We start from the raw sequence: 15,680 nt of genomic DNA on the forward strand, positions 1-15,680 counted from the left end.
CCGGAGTGCACGTGGCTGCCGAAATCGTGTTCGCCGGGTTTCTCTCCCGGCTCGATAGAGGATCCCTCCGAAGTGGAACCGTCGTCGTGTTGTTCTGCGGTTGCCGTGACGGCAACCGAGATAGTGGGTGCCTCGGGCACCTGATTCCCTTCTGTCGGTTCGCGTTGCGGTCCCTTCATGGGGAGCCGACGTCAGGCCACACGCCGAGAATCGATTGCTCGAATTGTCGACGAGTGACGAGCGCGAACAACTGTGTCTGCTGTAGGCGAGAGTCTAACCGTGTCCGGTCGTCACCACCCGGAGGGCAGGGGCCGCCCCTCGGCGAATCCGGCGGCGGACTGGACTCCCAGAACGGCTCGTTCGGCCAACTCCGGCAGCGAACGGGCTCCCGCGTACGTACAGGTACTGCGAACTCCGGCGCAGATGTGATCGATCAGATCCTCGACACCCGGCCGATCGGGATCGAGGCGCATCCGCGAACTGGAAATGCCCTCCTCGAACAAAGCTTTCCGGGCCCGGTCGAACGCGCCGTCGGTGGCGGTGCGGGCGGCAACGGCTCGCTTGGACGCCATGCCGAAGCTCTCCTTGTACCGATTGCCGGATGCGTCGACTCGCAGGTCGCCGGGCGACTCGTAGGTGCCGGCGAACCACGAGCCGATCATGACGTTCGCAGCACCGGCGGCCAGCGCGAGAGCAACGTCACGGGGATGGCGCACACCGCCGTCGGCCCACACCGAAGCCCCGAGTTCGGCTGCCGCAGCCGAACAATCGGCCACAGCCGAGAACTGGGGGCGTCCGACGCCGGTCATCATTCGCGTCGTGCACATCGCGCCCGGTCCTACGCCGACCTTGACGATGTCCGCGCCGGCCTGCACCAGATCGCGCGTCCCCTGGGCGGACACCACGTTGCCTGCCGCCAGGGGAACGCCGAGATCGAGAGAGCGCACAGCAGCGAGGGCTTCGAGCATCTTCTGCTGATGGCCGTGCGCGGTGTCCATGACGAGCACATCGGCACCGGCCTCGACCAGTGCGGTCGCCTTCTCCGCCACATTGCCGTTGATACCGACGGCGGCAGCGATGCGCAGGCGTCCCGACGCGTCGACCGCGGGCGCGTAGATACCGGTCCGAACGGCACCGGTCCTGGTCACGACACCGGCCAGGGAGCCGTCGTTCTCGACGACAACGGCGAGATGGGCATGTGCCGCTTCCATCAGCTCGAAGACTTCCTGGGGCGACGCATGGCGAGGAGCGCGCACGAAATCGGCCGACGCCACGGAACTGAGTCGAGCGAATCGGTCGACGTCGGCACAGGCGCTCTCGGTCACCACTCCGATCGGCTTGCCGTGTTCGACGATCACGACCGATCCGTGTGCGCGCTTGTGCACCAGCGCCAAGGCGTCGGACACGGACGCATTGGGACCGAGGACGACAGGTGTGTCCGCGATCAGGTCACGGCTCTTGACGAATGCGACGGTCTCGGCGACGGCCTCGGTGGGCAGGTCCTGCGGGATCACGGCGATCGCTCCGCGACGTGCGACGGTCTCTGCCATCCGCCGTCCCGACACCGCGGTCATGTTCGACACGACGATCGGGATGGTGGTGCCCGAACCGTCGACCGTGCTCAGGTCGACGTCGAACCTGGACGTGACGTCGGTTCGGTTGGGGACGAGGAAGACGTCGTCGTAGGTGAGATCGTAGGGCGGAAGGTGACCATCGAGGAACTGCACGTTGATCGAGACTACCGGTCGGGCGCATTCGGGGCCGAAGCCCCGTCCCCTGTCTCCGTTTCGATGCGGGTCGACGCCTGGGTCCGAGACAGTCGAATCGTCGTCACCACCATGACGAACACCGCTACGGCGATGACGGCGAGGGACGTCCCGTCGGTTCTGATTCGCTCGTCCAGGACCGTGATGCCGATGAACGCCGCGCCGAGTGGTTCGCCGATCGTGACCGCCGGTAGTGACGCGGACAGCGGACCGACCTGGAAGGCTCGCTGCTGCAGGTAGAACCCGAGAACTCCGGATCCCACCAGCGCGTAGGTCTGCCAGGCTGCCAGGGCCCCGAGCAGGTCGCTCTCCACCAGATCGGTGACGAACTTCGTCAGAGCCGCAGCCAGGCCGAACAGCAGCCCTCCCGCGGCTCCGAGCAACAGAGCCCGCGCGCCGGGCGCTCTCAGTACGAGCCCGCCCACCGCGGCACCACCGATCACGACCGCGGCGATGATCAGCGGAATGATCCAATCGGCCAGCGGGGCGTCGGTATTGCCTTCACTGGGATCGCCGACCACGATGAACACCGCAAGAGCGGTGGCGAGGAGAACGGCGAGTGCCCACGTCGAAACCGGGAGTGCCCGGCCCGCCAATTTCGCCGACATCGGGAGTGCGAACAGCAGGGCGGTGACGAGCAACGGTTGCACGACCAGCACCGAACCGACCCACAATGCAGCGATCTGAACCGCGTAGCCGCCGCCGTCCCCGAGTACGCCCACCCACCATCTCGGGCTTCGGATCAGAGCCGAGAGCAGCGATGTTCCCTCCGGAACCGACGCGGCGGCGCTCTGCTGTGCCACCGACGCAGAGGCGAACAGGAATGCCGACACCAGCGCGAGCAGGATCGACAACCAGGGGGCGGTCACCCGCGTCGTCCTCGGGTGCCGCCTCGCCTGCCTCCGGAACGCCCGGGTCGCTCGTGTCGGGCGGGTGCGGCACCACGCCGCGAACTACGAGGGGCGGGTGAATCCGCCGCCTCGGCCGGGAGCGGTCGGCCGATGGGGGTACGCGCCCCCGTCAACCGACGCCACGAGGTGGGATCGGTCTCGGTGTCGATCACCGTCGCCGAGACACCGGCGTCGCCGGCCATCGCACGCACGTGATCGAGCTGATCGGCGGTGGCCAACGTCACGACGGTTCCGCTGGCTCCGGCGCGCGCAGTGCGGCCCGCGCGGTGCACGTAGTCCTTGGAGTCCAACGGTGGGTCGACGTGAACCACGAGGGTGACGTCGTCGACGTGAACCCCACGTGCTGCGACATCGGTGGCGATCAGCGCGGTCGACTCGCCGTCGCCGAAAGCGGCCAGCGAGCGTGTGCGGTGAGCCTGAGTCTTGTTGCCGTGCAACGACGATACCGATACACCCAGACGGCGACAGTCGTCGGTGAGTCGGTCGACCGCGTGAGTGGTCCGGACGAACAGCAGCGTGCGACCGTCCCTGTTGGCAAGTGCGGCAGCTACTTCGGTCTTGCGGGCAGCGTCGACCCTGAACACGTAGTGCGCGATATCGGGCTCGCCGACCGACTCCGCCGTCGAATGTTCGGCCGGATCGTTCAAGAACTTCTCGACCAGGCGGTCGACGTCCTCGTCCAGGGTCGCCGAGAACAGCAGTCGCTGCCCGCCGGCCGGTGTCGCGGCGAGGAGCGAATCGACCTGGGGCAGAAATCCCATGTCCACCATGCGATCCGCCTCGTCGATCACGGTCACCTCCACGCGATTCAACGTGATCGAGCGTCGGGCGAGCAGGTCGTTGAGGCGCCCGGGGGTGGCAACCACGATGTCGATTCCGCGCTGGATCTCTCGGACATTGCGCTCGAGCGGGACGCCGCCGACCACACCGACGCTGCGTAGGCCGAACGTCGCACCGTGGATGTCGAGGACTTCCTGGATCTGGAGCGCGAGTTCGCGAGTGGGAGCAAGCACGAGCCCACGCGGAGCACCGGGCTCACTGCGACGGCCGGCAAGCCGCACGAGCAACGGAAGCCCGAACGCGAGAGTCTTTCCCGATCCGGTCGGAGCACGGCCGAGTACATCGCGGCCCTCGAGCGCATCGGGCAGGGCCGCGGACTGGATCGGAAACGGCTCCGAGACACCCGCTTTCCTGAGCGAGTGGACGAGAACCACGGGCAGTCCCAGTTCTGCGAACGATCGAACGGATTGACCCGGCATGGCTGTGACCCTACCGCTGCGTCGACCACGCGTCGGAATCTTCTTGTCGGTGCCCCGCGCAATACTTCGAGTAGAACGCACGTTCGATCGGCGTTCGGCACCGTGATCGCCGAGGGGGCGATCGCACGCAGAGTGTGGGGGAGCTATGTGCAAGATGTGTCAGGGCTACAGCGTCGACGAGTACATCGAAGGTGTGAAACGCACCATCGACAGGTGTGGGTGGGCCTTGCAGTACGTGGAATCGGAAATCGATCTCGACGGTATCCATCCGGCGTTCTGCTACACGGTCGGTCTGACGAATTTCGGCAGCCCGGAGATCGTCATGACCGGACGCGGGCCACATGAGTCCTCGCGAATTCTCAATTCGCTGGGCGCCTCGGTGGCCTCGGGAATGCTCGAGCTCGAATCCGGAATCGGTTGCACTGCAGCAGGATTCGAGCTGTTCACCATCGACGTACCGGACTGTGCGGAAATTCTGTACGCAGCCTCCGACGTCTACGGCCAAGGGTGCTTCAGTGCGGTGCAGGCGGTGTGGAAGGACCTCGAAGGTGCACTGCCGTGGGAAGGAATCCCGTCGACGGTGGTCCAACCGATTCTCGGGCCGGTACCCGGCTGACCGGTTCCCGTGCTGTACCGGTGGCGCTGCGTGGTGAACGCAGCGCCACCGGCGGAAGCTTCTCGGTCAGGCTTCGATCTCGGAACGATCGCCGCTCCACAGAGTGTGGAACTTTCCTTCCGAGTCGGTTCGCTCGTAGGTGTGCGCCCCGAAGAAGTCCCGCTGACCCTGTGTCAGAGCGGCAGGTAGACGCTCTGCCCGCAACGCGTCGTAGTAGGAGAGCGAGGACGCGAACGCGGGGACCGGAATGCCCAGTGAAGCCGCGGTGATGACCACTCGACGCCAGCTGTCGATAGCGTTCTCGATGGCATCACGGAAATACGGGGCCAGGATCAAACTGGGCAGTTCGGCGTTGTCGTCGTACGCGTCCTTGATGCGATCGAGGAACCGAGCGCGAATGATGCAGCCACCACGCCAGATCGTGGCGAGGTCACCGGGATGCAGATTCCAGTCGTATTCGGTGCTGCCCGCGGCGATCTGATCGAAGCCCTGCGCGTAGGCGACGATCTTGGACGCGTAGAGAGCCCGACTGATGTCGTGCGTGAACTGCTCTGCGTCGGTCGGCTTGTCGGCGAGTGTTCCGGAGGCGAGTCCGACGGCTGCCTTGCGCTGAGCGCGTGACCCCGACAGAGCCCGAGCGAACACGGCCTCGGCGATACCGGTGACGGGAACGCCGAGGTCCAAAGCCGCCTTGACGGTCCAGCGACCGGTGCCCTTCTGCTCCGCAGCGTCGACGATCACGTCGACGAGAGGCTGACCGGTCTTGGCGTCGACCTGGCGGAGAACCTCGGCGGTGATCTCGACGAGGTAGCTCTCGAGGTCTCCGTTGTTCCACTCGGTGAACACGTCCGCTACCTGAGCGGGCGTGTATCCGAGCGCGTCACGGAACAGGTTGTAGGCCTCACCGATGAGTTGCATATCGGCGTATTCGATGCCGTTGTGGACCATCTTGACGAAGTGGCCGGAGCCGTCGGGCCCGATGTGGGTGCAGCACGGCGTGCCGTCGACCTGCGCCGCGATCGATTCCAACAGCGGTCCGAGGGCCTTGTAGGACTCCGCGGGTCCGCCCGGCATGATCGACGGTCCGTTGAGCGCGCCTTCTTCGCCGCCGGAGATACCGGCACCGACGAAGAGCAGTCCACGCTCTTTCATGGCGGCCTCGCGCCGGATGGTGTCGGTGTAGAGGGCATTGCCACCGTCGATGATGATGTCGCCCTCCTCCATCGCGCCTGCAAGTTCCTCGATCACGGCGTCGGTCGGGTCGCCTGCCTTGACCATGATGAGCACTCGGCGCGGCTTCGCGAGGGCGGCGACGAACTCCTCGATGGTCTCGGTGCGGATGAAGTTGCCCTCGGTGCCGTGCTCGGCGATCAGGGCATCGGTCTTGGCCACGCTGCGGTTGTGCAATGCGACGGTGTGACCGTGATGGGCGAAGTTGCGGGCGATGTTGGAGCCCATGACGGCGAGTCCGGTGACTCCGATCTGAGCCAGTTCTGTCGGTTCTGCTGCTGAGGTCATACAGACAGCTTTCCTTGCCGCGAGATTTCGCGCGAGCCAACCCCCCGGCCGGTGTCGAAGCCGGCCACCGCCAACGACGAAGGGTGCCGCATTCGCGAAGAATGCGGCACCCGTTCGTGCATTTCGGGTCGGATCACGACCTCACGGTGACGAACCGATCAGTGGCTGCGAGCCGGACCGTCGAAACCGTCGTACGAACGCCGTTCCGTGCGGCTGCGGAAGCCGCCGGACCGGTGCTCGTCCTGGCGGGGACCGGATGCCGGACGGCGATTGTCGGAGCCACGGCCTTCGTATCCACGACCCTCGGAGCCGCGGTACGAGCCCGAATCGGAGCGACGCGGACGGTCGCCCTGGTAGCCCTCGCTGCTGCGGGGGTTGGAGCCCTGGTATCCGCCGCCGCTGCGCGGGTTGGAGCCCTGGTAGCCGGTGCGGGGACGGTCGCCCTGGTAGCCCTCGCTGCTGCGGGGGTTGGAGCCCTGGTATCCGCCACCGCTGCGCGGGTTGGAGCCCTGGTATCCGCCACCGCTGCGGGGGTTGGAGCCCTGGTATCCGCCGCCGCTGCGGGGGTTGGAGCCCTGGTAGCCGGGACGGCTGTTCCGGTCGCGGGGAGCGGACTCGGCGCGCAGGGGCTCACCGGTCGGCTTCTTCGCTCCGGTGATGCTGTTCAGCTCGGCCGAACCGGGCGAGACGTTGACGGCGGTGGCCTTGACGCCGGCCATCCCGGTCAGACGCAGAACCTGACGACGCTGGTTGGGCAGCACGATCGCGACAACGGTGCCCTTCTCTCCCGCGCGTGCCGTACGTCCCGCGCGGTGCAGGTAGTCCTTGTGGTCTGCGGGCGGATCGACGTGGACGACCAGGTCGATACCGTCGACGTGGATTCCACGAGCAGCAACGTCGGTGGCGACGAGGACGGGTGTACGGCCGTTCTTGAAGCGCTCGAGAACGCGGGTGCGCTGATTCTGAGCCTTGCCACCGTGCAGTGACTCCGCGGCGATACCGAGCGCACGCAGGCGGTCGGTGATTCCGTCGCAGCCCAGCTTGGTACGCGCGAACATGATGGTGCGACCGCCTTCGCGGGCACCGATCTCGGACAGAACGAGATCCTTCTGACCCCGGTCGACCATGAGCACGTAGTGATCCATGGTGCGGACGCTGGCTTTGCCGTCCTGGGTGGAGTGCTCGACGTGATCGGGCAGGAACTGGCGTACCAGCGACTGAACCTCACGGTCGAGGGTGGCCGAGAACAGCATGCGCTGTCCGTCTGCCGGAGTGTCGGCGAGGACGGCACGAACCTCGGGCAGGAAGCCCATGTCGGCCATCTGATCGGCCTCGTCGAGCGCGGTGATCTCGATGGAGTCCAGGATGCAGGTGCCCTGACGCAGATGGTCGGCGAGGCGACCCGGGGTGGCGACGAGGACGTCGACTCCGCGCCGGAGCTGCTCGACCTGCTTGTTGAACGGGGTGCCGCCGACGGCGGGCATGACGCGCAGGCCCTGCGCATTGGCGTAGGGAGCGAGGGATTCGACAACCTGGAAAGCGAGCTCGCGGGTGGGGACCAGCACGAGCGAACGGGGGCGCTTGGCCGCCGGGCGGTCGGTGTGCAACGACAGGCGCTGCAGGATCGGCAGGCCGAAGGCGAGGGTCTTGCCCGAGCCGGTCTGCGCACGGCCGAGGACGTTCTTACCGGCGATGGCGTCGGGGAGTGCCTTCTCCTGGATGGGGGAGGGCACGGTGATCGAGTTGCGCGCCAATGCGGCGACGACTGCCTCGGGCAGTCCGAGATCGGCGAACGTGAATGCCGGTGCCGCTGCGGGCGTCGGGACTGCCGTGGTGTCGGAAGCGGTGGAAACGGGTGTGTTGGAAACAGCGTGGGTCACGCAGTAAAGCCTCTCCGGATTGCGGGCACGCCAATAAGCCCGAAGCTGAGAGCACCCGAAGAACCGGGAAACACGAAAAACAGCCAGAACACATTGATACGAGCCAGGGCACTGTCACCTGGCCATCAGAATGCAGACGAGAACTGCATAAAGTGGGGCTGTTTGTGCCATTTCGATTGCTAGGCCGCGATGGCGACCGGTCTCTACTGTACGGGACGTACCGCCGATTGTTCGACTCGAGTCGATGTGACCTGTGCGACCCCGATCGCCCGCGGGACTCACCCGACGAGCTTGCTCAATTCCTCCAGCCACGGCATGGCGACGTAGATCGTGGGAAGAACGAGGATCACCACGGCCGCAGCGTAGGCAGCCGCAGCGATGCGCACATCGGCACCCGGGCCGCTCAAGCGCTGGACACGGATGAGGGTGTGCGGCCCTCCGGCCGCCATCGCACCACGCGGTGCAGTCGACCCGGCGCAGGTGACCAGGGCTCTGGCCAACGGCGTCGGTCCGGTGACCTTGACCGCCGAGTCGTCGGCGAGCAGCTCGACCAGCAGCTGCACGCTGCCGAGCGCCGACTTGCTGCGGACGATCCGAGGGAACGCTTCGTTCACGGCGGTGAATGCTTCGAGGACCAGGTCGTGGCGGGCGCGCAGGTGTGAGCGCTCGTGACTGAGGATGGCGGTGACCTCCGCCTCGGAAAGACTGGCCAACGTTCCACGGCTGAGCACCACCCGCTGACGCAGACCCGGTAGGCAGTACGCGATCGGTTCCACCGCGTCGAGCACGCGGATGTCTGCATCGCGGAGACCACGGAAAGGGTTCTCGCCCCGATCGCTTCGATCCAGCAGATCGACGAGCACGCGATGCCTGGAACGTCGACGACGGGTTCTGACCGCTACCTGAACGACGGAGAACATGAGCTTGGCACCGATGCCGAGCGTGATGGCGAGGACGACGACGTAGAGGATCCACAGGGGCAGGCCGAGAGCGTCGATCTCGTCGGTCGGTGCCGTCGTGGGCCGACCGTCCGGACCGGGGACCAGCAGCAGTCCGCCGATCGCGAGGCCCGAGCTGAAGGCCGAGAGCACAGCAGCGAGGGCAATTGCCTGCCAGAGCACCAGAGCCGCGCGTGGTGACCGGTACGGCCAGCTCGCGCGGGCGAGCACTGCCGGAACCGGCCCAGCCAGGATCAGCGCGAGTACTGCGAATACCAGCGCAGTCGTCGAGTTCATGTCCTCACTTACTGCCGCGAGCGTCAGTCCGTCGGACGGCCATCTCCAGCCGAAGGGGACTTCGATGTCGATTGTGCCACTTCCAGAGCGGCGAGCGCCTCACGGAGGGCGGCGGCTTCGTCGGCCCCGACCTGTCCGACGAAGTGGACGAGTGCCGCTGCGCGTCCACCCGATGCCGGTGCCTGCGACAGCGCGTCGACCATCAGGCTCGCGACCAGCTCGTCGCGGCCGTGCAACGGGGCATAGCGATGCGCTCTGTCGTCGCGTTGCTGCACGACCAACTTCTTCTTCGCCAGCCGCTGCAGCACCGTCATCACTGTCGTGTACGCGAGTTCGCGATGCGTCGCCAGCGCCTCGTGCACCTGTCGAACGGTCTGGGGATCCGACGACTCCCACAGATGGTCCATCACTGCACGCTCTAGTTCACCAAGACCAGCCATTCGTCCGAGTCTACGGCTACTCCGACGCGGATGCGTACTACTCGTGGTAGTACCGACCTGTCGGCAGGTGTGGGATCGGTCATAGGCGGTGTCGCGACGAATCGGCGGGTCTCGACCGCGGGAATCCCGCGGCGAATATTCTGTGCTGTGATCGTGCCGCCCCTAGGCCCGACTTTCGAGAAGTGAGCGGAGACGAAGGCGTGGACTGGTTCGATTCCCTGTCGTTGATCGACGGCCCGGTACCGGTGATCGTGTCCGTTCTCGGTGCCCTCGGTGGTCTGTGGCTGCTCTTGTCGAGATCGCGGCGATACGCTACGCGTGCGCTGCCGATCGCCGCGACGGCATCGATCGTTGCCACGACGATCGGCTACGTGGTGGTCGAGAAGGTGTGGCGACCGTTCCCGGACCCGATAGAGACCGCGATCTACGTGTGGATCGGCGTCGGTCTCGCTGCGTTGTTCACGATGGTTCCCAGGTCTTTGGCCGCTCGAGGGGTGCTGGGCACCTCGGCGTCCGTGCTGGCGACGGTGTTCGTGGTGGCGGCGTCGGCCCTGCACGTCAACCTGGAGTTCGACGCATACCCCACCGTGGGCAACGCTCTCGGGGCCGAGTCCGCGGCGCGCATTCAGTTCTCGGATGTGCCCGCTGCGGTGGCACAGACCGTCACCGGCACGCCGCTCGACTCGGTCTGGACCGCGCCCGCCGACCTGGCGTCCGCCGGGAGAATCACCTCCGCCTCCATTCCAGCCACTGCGTCGAACTTCTCCGCACGAGATGCGCAGATCTACCTGCCGCCCGCCTACTTCGCCGATCCTCGTCCGCTCCTTCCGGTCCTCGTGCTGCTCGCCGGTCAGCCGGGAGCACCCGAGGATTGGCTCAACGGTGGGAAGCTCGCCGAGACCATGGACAACTTCGCTCGCGATCACGCGGGCCTCGCGCCGGTCGTCGTCGTCGCGGACGGAACCGGGTCGTCGATGGCCAACCCGCTCTGTGTCGACTCACCCCTGGGCAACGTGGACACGTATCTCTCCCGCGACGTTCCCGACTGGATCGACACTGCGTTGCAGGTCGATCCGAATCGCGCGCACTGGGCGATCGGTGGATTGTCCTACGGCGGTACGTGTTCGATACAGATGGCGACCAATCATCCCGATGTCTATCCCACGTTTCTCGACCTGTCCGGTCAGCGCGAGCCGACTCTCGGCGATCGAGACCGAACGGTGCAGCAGGCCTTCGGAGGAAACTCCGCGGCGTTCACTGCCGTCAATCCGCTCGACCTGCTGAAATCACGTCGGTACCCCGACTCGGCCGGTATTTTCGTCGTGGGGTCGGACGACAACGACTACAAACCGGGCCAACAGGAAATGTACGACGCGGCGAAGGCCGCCGGAATGGATGTGCAGTACGTGGAGGTACCGGGCGGACACAGCTTCGCTGTGTGGTCGGAGGGCCTCCGACGTGAGCTCCCATGGTTGGCGACGAGGACAGGGTTGATTTCGTGAACGTGACCGATCCGGAACGACCGTCCGCGGCCGACGCCGAGGCACCGACTTCGGGTGTGGCAGGCGCGCACGATCCCGGCGAACCGTCCTGGATGCGCACGCGCACCGAGTCTCTGAGGTCGGGTGCGTCTGCGGTGATGCGCCAGCTTCGCCGGCTGTGGTCGCTCATCGTGTTCGGTGCCGTGGGAGCACCGGTCAGTTTCGCGTTGCTCGCCGTCGTCTGGGTGATGGGCGTCGTCGCCGCTGTCGTGGACGACCGGGGCGAGATGGACAGGTACTTCGCCGTGGGCATCATGCCCTTCGAGCACTGGCACCTGTGGACCCCGCTCACCTCGGGTCTGGCGGCACCCAACATCGCGGGGTGCGTGGTGGCGACGATCGGGGTGTTGGTCGCCGCCGCTCCGATCGAGCGCCGGATCGGATCCCGTCGCTTCGCCGTCGCGGCCTTGGTGACGCAGGTGGCCGGTTCGCTGTTCGGCCTCGGTCTTGCGGTCCTGGCCAAGACCTTCGACGCGGATTGGGGGTTCCGGTTGCACGTCGGAACCGCTGTGGGTCCGACGACCTGGATCTTCGGCGTCGTCCTGGTCGCGACCTCGCGGATGGATACGTTGTGGCGCAGGCGTATTCGTGTCGGTGTGCTGGCCCTGTTGGTGACGTTGGCTCTGTTCGGTGGGCACCTGCAGGACGTCGTTCGGCTCGCCGCGGCGGTGATCGGGCTGATCGTGGGCCCGTCGATCGTCGGTCGGTCGGCACGTGGCCCGCGATTGGCCGGTACCCAACGCGAAGGTCGGGTGCTGGTTGCGTTGATCGTCGCCGCGAGTGCCCTCGGCCCGGTGCTGGCGGCACTGAGCCCCAACGCTGTCGGGCCGTTCGCGGTACTTCGAGATGTGGTGCGGGGGGTTCCGTACACGGCGGCCGAGGTGCGCGAGATCTGCGCCGACGCGACCACCGACCCGGTCGAATGCCGTCGTGGTCTGCTCGATCTCAGACTCGGGGGAGTCGGCCCGACCATCCTGAGCATCATGCCGTCGCTGTTCCTGCTGGTGGTCAGTGACGGCCTGCGCCGAGGCAGGCGATTCGCGTGGGCGATGGCGGTGGTCTCGCAGGGAATTCTGCTCGCGCTGTCGGTGGCCAACTTCGCGATCCGGTTCCTCGAGTCCGGCGACGACCAGTCCCTGTTCTACGGTTTGGAATCGCCGACGGCGTACCGCACTGCGGTGCCGTTCCTGCTGCCGCTGATCGTGTTGTTGGTCCTGTTCGTCACCCGCAAGTTCTTCGATGTGTCGGCACCCTCGGGAACCTATCGTCGATGGGCGGCCTCGGTGGTCGGGGTGGCGGTCGGACTCGCTCTGATCTACTCGATCGGTGGCTATCTGGCCCGAGGCGGATTCGCCGATTCGCCATCGTTCGGCGGCTTGCTGGCGGACTTCCCGCAACGGTTGATTCCCCCGGTCTACCTGCAGTGGCTCGAGCCCTCCCTGCTACCGCAGAACACGCCGACCACTCTGCTCTTCGAGTGGACCGGCGTGGTGTTCTGGGTGGTGGTCTGTGTGCTCGCCGCGAGCACCTTCCTGACCCCGGTGTACGGCAGCGAGACCGACGCCACCGAACGAGCACGCGAATTGCTCATGTCGAGCAGCGGGTCTGCCCTGTCGTGGATGACGACCTGGCGCGGCAACAAGTACTGGTTCGGTCCCGACGGCCGCAGCTATGTCGCCTACCGAGTCATCTCCGGCGTTGCACTGACCACCGGGGATCCCGTCGGTCCGCGGGAATCCCTGCGGGACAACGTCGTCGACTTCGCCGAGTTCGCATCCGAGAACGGATGGATACCGTGCTTCTACTCCGTCACACCCGACGTCCGCCGCATCACCGACTCCCTCGGTTGGGGAGGAATCCAGGTCGGTGAGGAAACGGTTCTCGACCTCGACGGAATCGCATTCACCGGTAAGCGATTCCAGGACGTGCGGACTGCGCTGAACAGAGCGAAGAAGGCCGGCGTCGTCGCCGAGTGGATTCGCTTTCCTTCTGCCCCGCTGGCGATCACGGACCAGATCACTGCGATCTCGGAGGAATGGGTCGCGGACAAGGGCATGCCCGAGATGGGTTTCACTCTCGGCGGTCTCGAGGAGGTCGACGACGAGAACGTGCGGTGCCTGATCGCCGTCGACGAGCACCGGACCGTGCACGGTGTGACCTCGTGGATGCCGGTGTACGAGGACGGCGTCATCGTCGGATGGACGCTCGATTTCATGAGACGGAGATCCGAGGGCTTCCGGCCCACGATGGAATTCCTCATCGCTTCGGCCGCTCTACTGCTCGAACAGGAGGGGGCTCGATTCCTCAGTCTGTCGGGAGCACCCCTGGCCAAGGTCGACGAGAAGCAACCCGAACATGTCTCGAGTGCCGAGCAGTCGACGCTGTCGGGCTTGCTCGAACGGTTGCTCGACGTCCTCGGACGCACCCTCGAACCTGTATACGGATTCCGTTCGCTACTGGCGTTCAAGTCGAAGTTCCAGCCTCGCTACGAACCGATGCACATGACGTTCGCCGATCCGGCCGCACTTCCCAGCATCGGTAATGCAATCGGTCGGGCGTATCTGCCGGACGTGTCGATCGGTCAGGGCTTCAAGCTGGTGCGCACGATGATCGAGCGGTGAGCAGCGTCGTCAGATAGCGGTGAACGGGCCTGTGGCAGAACGATTCCGAGATCTCACAGGCCCGCCGACCGATCCGTACACGTGCCGGGTTCCGATCGGAACGATGAGGGGACGATCGGACATCGGATCGTCGATGACTGCGGCCTCCAGGCCGAACACGTCGAGCAGAAGCTGCTCGGAGATGACATCCTGCGGCCGACCCGCGGTGATGATCTCTCCCTGCTTCATCACGATCAACCGGTCGCTGTAGCGAATCGCCAGGTTCAGATCGTGCAGGACCATGACGATGGTGCGGCCCAGTTCGTCGTGCAGGCGGTCGACGAGATCGAGGACCTCGATGGAGTGCGCCAGATCGAGGTAGGTGGTCGGCTCGTCCAACAACAGAATATCGGTGCCCTGTGCCAGTGCCATCGAGATCCAGGCGCGTTGCCGCTGGCCCCCGGACAGCTCGTCGACGGGTCGGTCGGCGAGGTCGCCGACTCCGGTCAGTTCGAGTGCGTTCGCCACCTCGGCCTCGTCGTCCGAGCTCCACTGCCTGATCCACGACTGGTGCGGGTGACGACCGCGCGAGACCAGATCTGCGACGGTGAGGCCTTCGGGGGCGGTCGGCGCCTGAGGCAGCATTCCGAGGGTGCGGGCGACCTCCTTGGTCTTCATCGACGAGATCGCTCGTCCGTCGAGCATCACACTGCCGGCCTTGGGTTTGAGCAGGCGGCCGAGTGAGCGCAGCAGCGTGGACTTTCCGCAGCCGTTGGGTCCGATGACCGTGGTGATGACACCGGTGTGTATTTCGAGGTCCAGGTGTTCGACGATGGTGCGGTCGCCGTAACCGAGGCTCAGATCGTTCGCGATCAGACGCGAGGTGTGGCTGGTTGTCATACGGAGGCCTTTCGATTACTGCGAACGAGTAGGTAGAGCAGGAACGGTCCGCCGAGAGCCGAGGTGACGATGCCGACCGGGAGCTCGACGGGCAGAATCGTGCGAGCGATCAGATCGCTTCCCACGACGAGCAATCCGCCGAGCAGTGCCGACGCGATGATCGGGGGGCCGGGCGTTCGCAGCACCCTCAGCGCTATCTGGGGAGCGGCGAGCGCCACGAACCCGATGGGTCCCGCGGCGGCGGTGGCGATCGCGGCGAGTGCGACGGCAGCGAGCAGCATCATCGCCTGACTGTGTTGCAGTCGAATTCCGAGAGATCGTGCGTTGTCGTCTCCGAGTCGCAGGGCACCGAGCGTGAACGTCGCGACGACGGTGCCGCCACCGACCAGGACGACGGCAATGGCAACCGGCCAGACCGCGGCCCAGTCCGCTCCGTTGAGCGACCCGTTGAGCCAGACCTGAGCGCGGGAGACGTCGTTGATGTCGGCGCTGATCAGCAGCCAGCCGATCACGGCGGTGAGCATGGCGTTGACGGCGATGCCGACCAGAATGAGGCGGAACCCGTCGACGCCCTTTCGCCAGGCGAGGGCGTAGATGGCGATCGCGGTGAGCAGCCCGCCGATCAGTGCAGCGAGAGGAAGACCGAGGGTGGCCAGCAGCCCGCTGAAGCTGCCTCCGCCGAGCACGATCAGCGCGACGGCCGCGGCACTGGAACCGGCGGTGATTCCCAGGATGTCGGGGCTGGCAAGGGCATTGCGAGAGATCGATTGTGTGATCGCGCCGGAGATACCGAGGGCGGCCCCGACCAACAGCCCGGTCAGTGAACGGGGCAGTCGCAGGTCCATCACGATGAACCGTTCGATTCTCGAACCGCCGCCGAGCAGCACGTCGAGGACCGCCGTGATCGACAGCGGGAAGTCGCCTCGTCCGATGTTCACACACATGACCAGCAAGAGCGCCGCAGCCAGGAGGACGGTTGTCAGGACCATCACCGGCCGTCGGACCATGGAGATC

At 66.0% G+C, this 15,680-nt stretch carries 12 protein-coding genes; 3 read left to right on the top strand and 9 right to left on the bottom strand.

Annotation, left to right across the window (positions count from 1 at the left end; all coding sequences use genetic code 11):
• Positions 1-290: 290 nt before the first annotated feature.
• The 3 genes from CH276_RS23205 to CH276_RS23215 are packed head-to-tail and all read right to left on the bottom strand — an operon-like array spanning position 291 to position 3,936.
• Complete coding sequence (locus CH276_RS23205; RefSeq protein ID WP_032398129.1) at positions 291-1,727, bottom strand: GuaB1 family IMP dehydrogenase-related protein; 1,437 nt, start codon at positions 1,725-1,727, stop codon at positions 291-293.
• An 11-nt stretch (positions 1,728-1,738) separates the two neighbouring features.
• Positions 1,739-2,635 carry a DMT family transporter gene (locus CH276_RS23210; RefSeq protein WP_094629441.1) on the bottom strand — a complete coding sequence of 299 codons (897 nt, stop codon included), beginning with the start codon at positions 2,633-2,635 and terminating at the stop codon, positions 1,739-1,741.
• Positions 2,632-3,936, bottom strand: coding sequence for a DEAD/DEAH box helicase (locus tag CH276_RS23215; protein WP_254923956.1), 1,305 nt, complete (start codon positions 3,934-3,936; stop codon positions 2,632-2,634). The genes CH276_RS23210 and CH276_RS23215 overlap by 4 nt, the downstream gene beginning before the upstream one ends.
• Before the next feature lie 145 nt (positions 3,937-4,081).
• On the opposite strand from CH276_RS23215, the gene CH276_RS23220 reads away from it, so the two are divergent.
• Positions 4,082-4,552, top strand: a complete 471-nt coding sequence (locus CH276_RS23220; protein WP_045195115.1) for a DUF4262 domain-containing protein — start codon at positions 4,082-4,084, stop codon at positions 4,550-4,552.
• A 66-nt stretch (positions 4,553-4,618) separates the two neighbouring features.
• Here the strand turns inward: CH276_RS23220 and gndA are convergent, their stop codons facing one another.
• The 4 genes from gndA to CH276_RS23240 form a co-directional block, all read right to left on the bottom strand.
• Positions 4,619-6,070 carry an NADP-dependent phosphogluconate dehydrogenase gene (gene gndA, locus CH276_RS23225; protein ID WP_094629442.1) on the bottom strand — a complete coding sequence of 484 codons (1,452 nt, stop codon included), beginning with the start codon at positions 6,068-6,070 and terminating at the stop codon, positions 4,619-4,621.
• Positions 6,071-6,228: 158 nt separating this feature from the next.
• A complete protein-coding gene (locus CH276_RS23230) occupies positions 6,229-7,950 on the bottom strand; it encodes a DEAD/DEAH box helicase (RefSeq protein WP_045195119.1) in 1,722 nt (573 codons plus the stop codon).
• 278 nt (positions 7,951-8,228) lie between these two features.
• Positions 8,229-9,185: a M56 family metallopeptidase gene (locus CH276_RS23235; protein ID WP_094629443.1), complete on the bottom strand. Its 957-nt coding sequence runs from the start codon at positions 9,183-9,185 to the stop codon at positions 8,229-8,231.
• A 23-nt stretch (positions 9,186-9,208) separates the two neighbouring features.
• A complete protein-coding gene (locus CH276_RS23240) occupies positions 9,209-9,625 on the bottom strand; it encodes a BlaI/MecI/CopY family transcriptional regulator (protein ID WP_032398122.1) in 417 nt (138 codons plus the stop codon).
• Between the two features lie 200 nt (positions 9,626-9,825).
• On the opposite strand from CH276_RS23240, the gene CH276_RS23245 reads away from it, so the two are divergent.
• Both CH276_RS23245 and CH276_RS23250 read left to right on the top strand, forming a co-directional pair.
• Complete coding sequence (locus CH276_RS23245; protein ID WP_094629464.1) at positions 9,826-11,127, top strand: alpha/beta hydrolase; 1,302 nt, start codon at positions 9,826-9,828, stop codon at positions 11,125-11,127.
• A 92-nt stretch (positions 11,128-11,219) separates the two neighbouring features.
• Entirely contained in the window at positions 11,220-13,787 is a 2,568-nt protein-coding gene (locus CH276_RS23250) for a bifunctional lysylphosphatidylglycerol flippase/synthetase MprF (RefSeq protein ID WP_094629465.1), read from the top strand.
• A gap of 9 nt (positions 13,788-13,796) precedes the next feature.
• On the opposite strand, the gene CH276_RS23255 is transcribed toward CH276_RS23250, so the two are convergent.
• Both CH276_RS23255 and CH276_RS23260 read right to left on the bottom strand, forming a co-directional pair.
• Positions 13,797-14,666 carry an ABC transporter ATP-binding protein gene (locus CH276_RS23255; protein ID WP_045195125.1) on the bottom strand — a complete coding sequence of 290 codons (870 nt, stop codon included), beginning with the start codon at positions 14,664-14,666 and terminating at the stop codon, positions 13,797-13,799.
• The gene (locus tag CH276_RS23260) at positions 14,663-15,673 is read right to left on the bottom strand and encodes a FecCD family ABC transporter permease (protein ID WP_254923966.1); all 1,011 of its coding nucleotides are present in this window, start codon (positions 15,671-15,673) and stop codon (positions 14,663-14,665) included. The genes CH276_RS23255 and CH276_RS23260 overlap by 4 nt, the downstream gene beginning before the upstream one ends.
• Positions 15,674-15,680: the final 7 nt, after the last annotated feature.

This window comes from Rhodococcus sp. 06-470-2 (genome assembly GCF_002258235.1).
Lineage (GTDB): Bacteria > Actinomycetota > Actinomycetes > Mycobacteriales > Mycobacteriaceae > Rhodococcoides.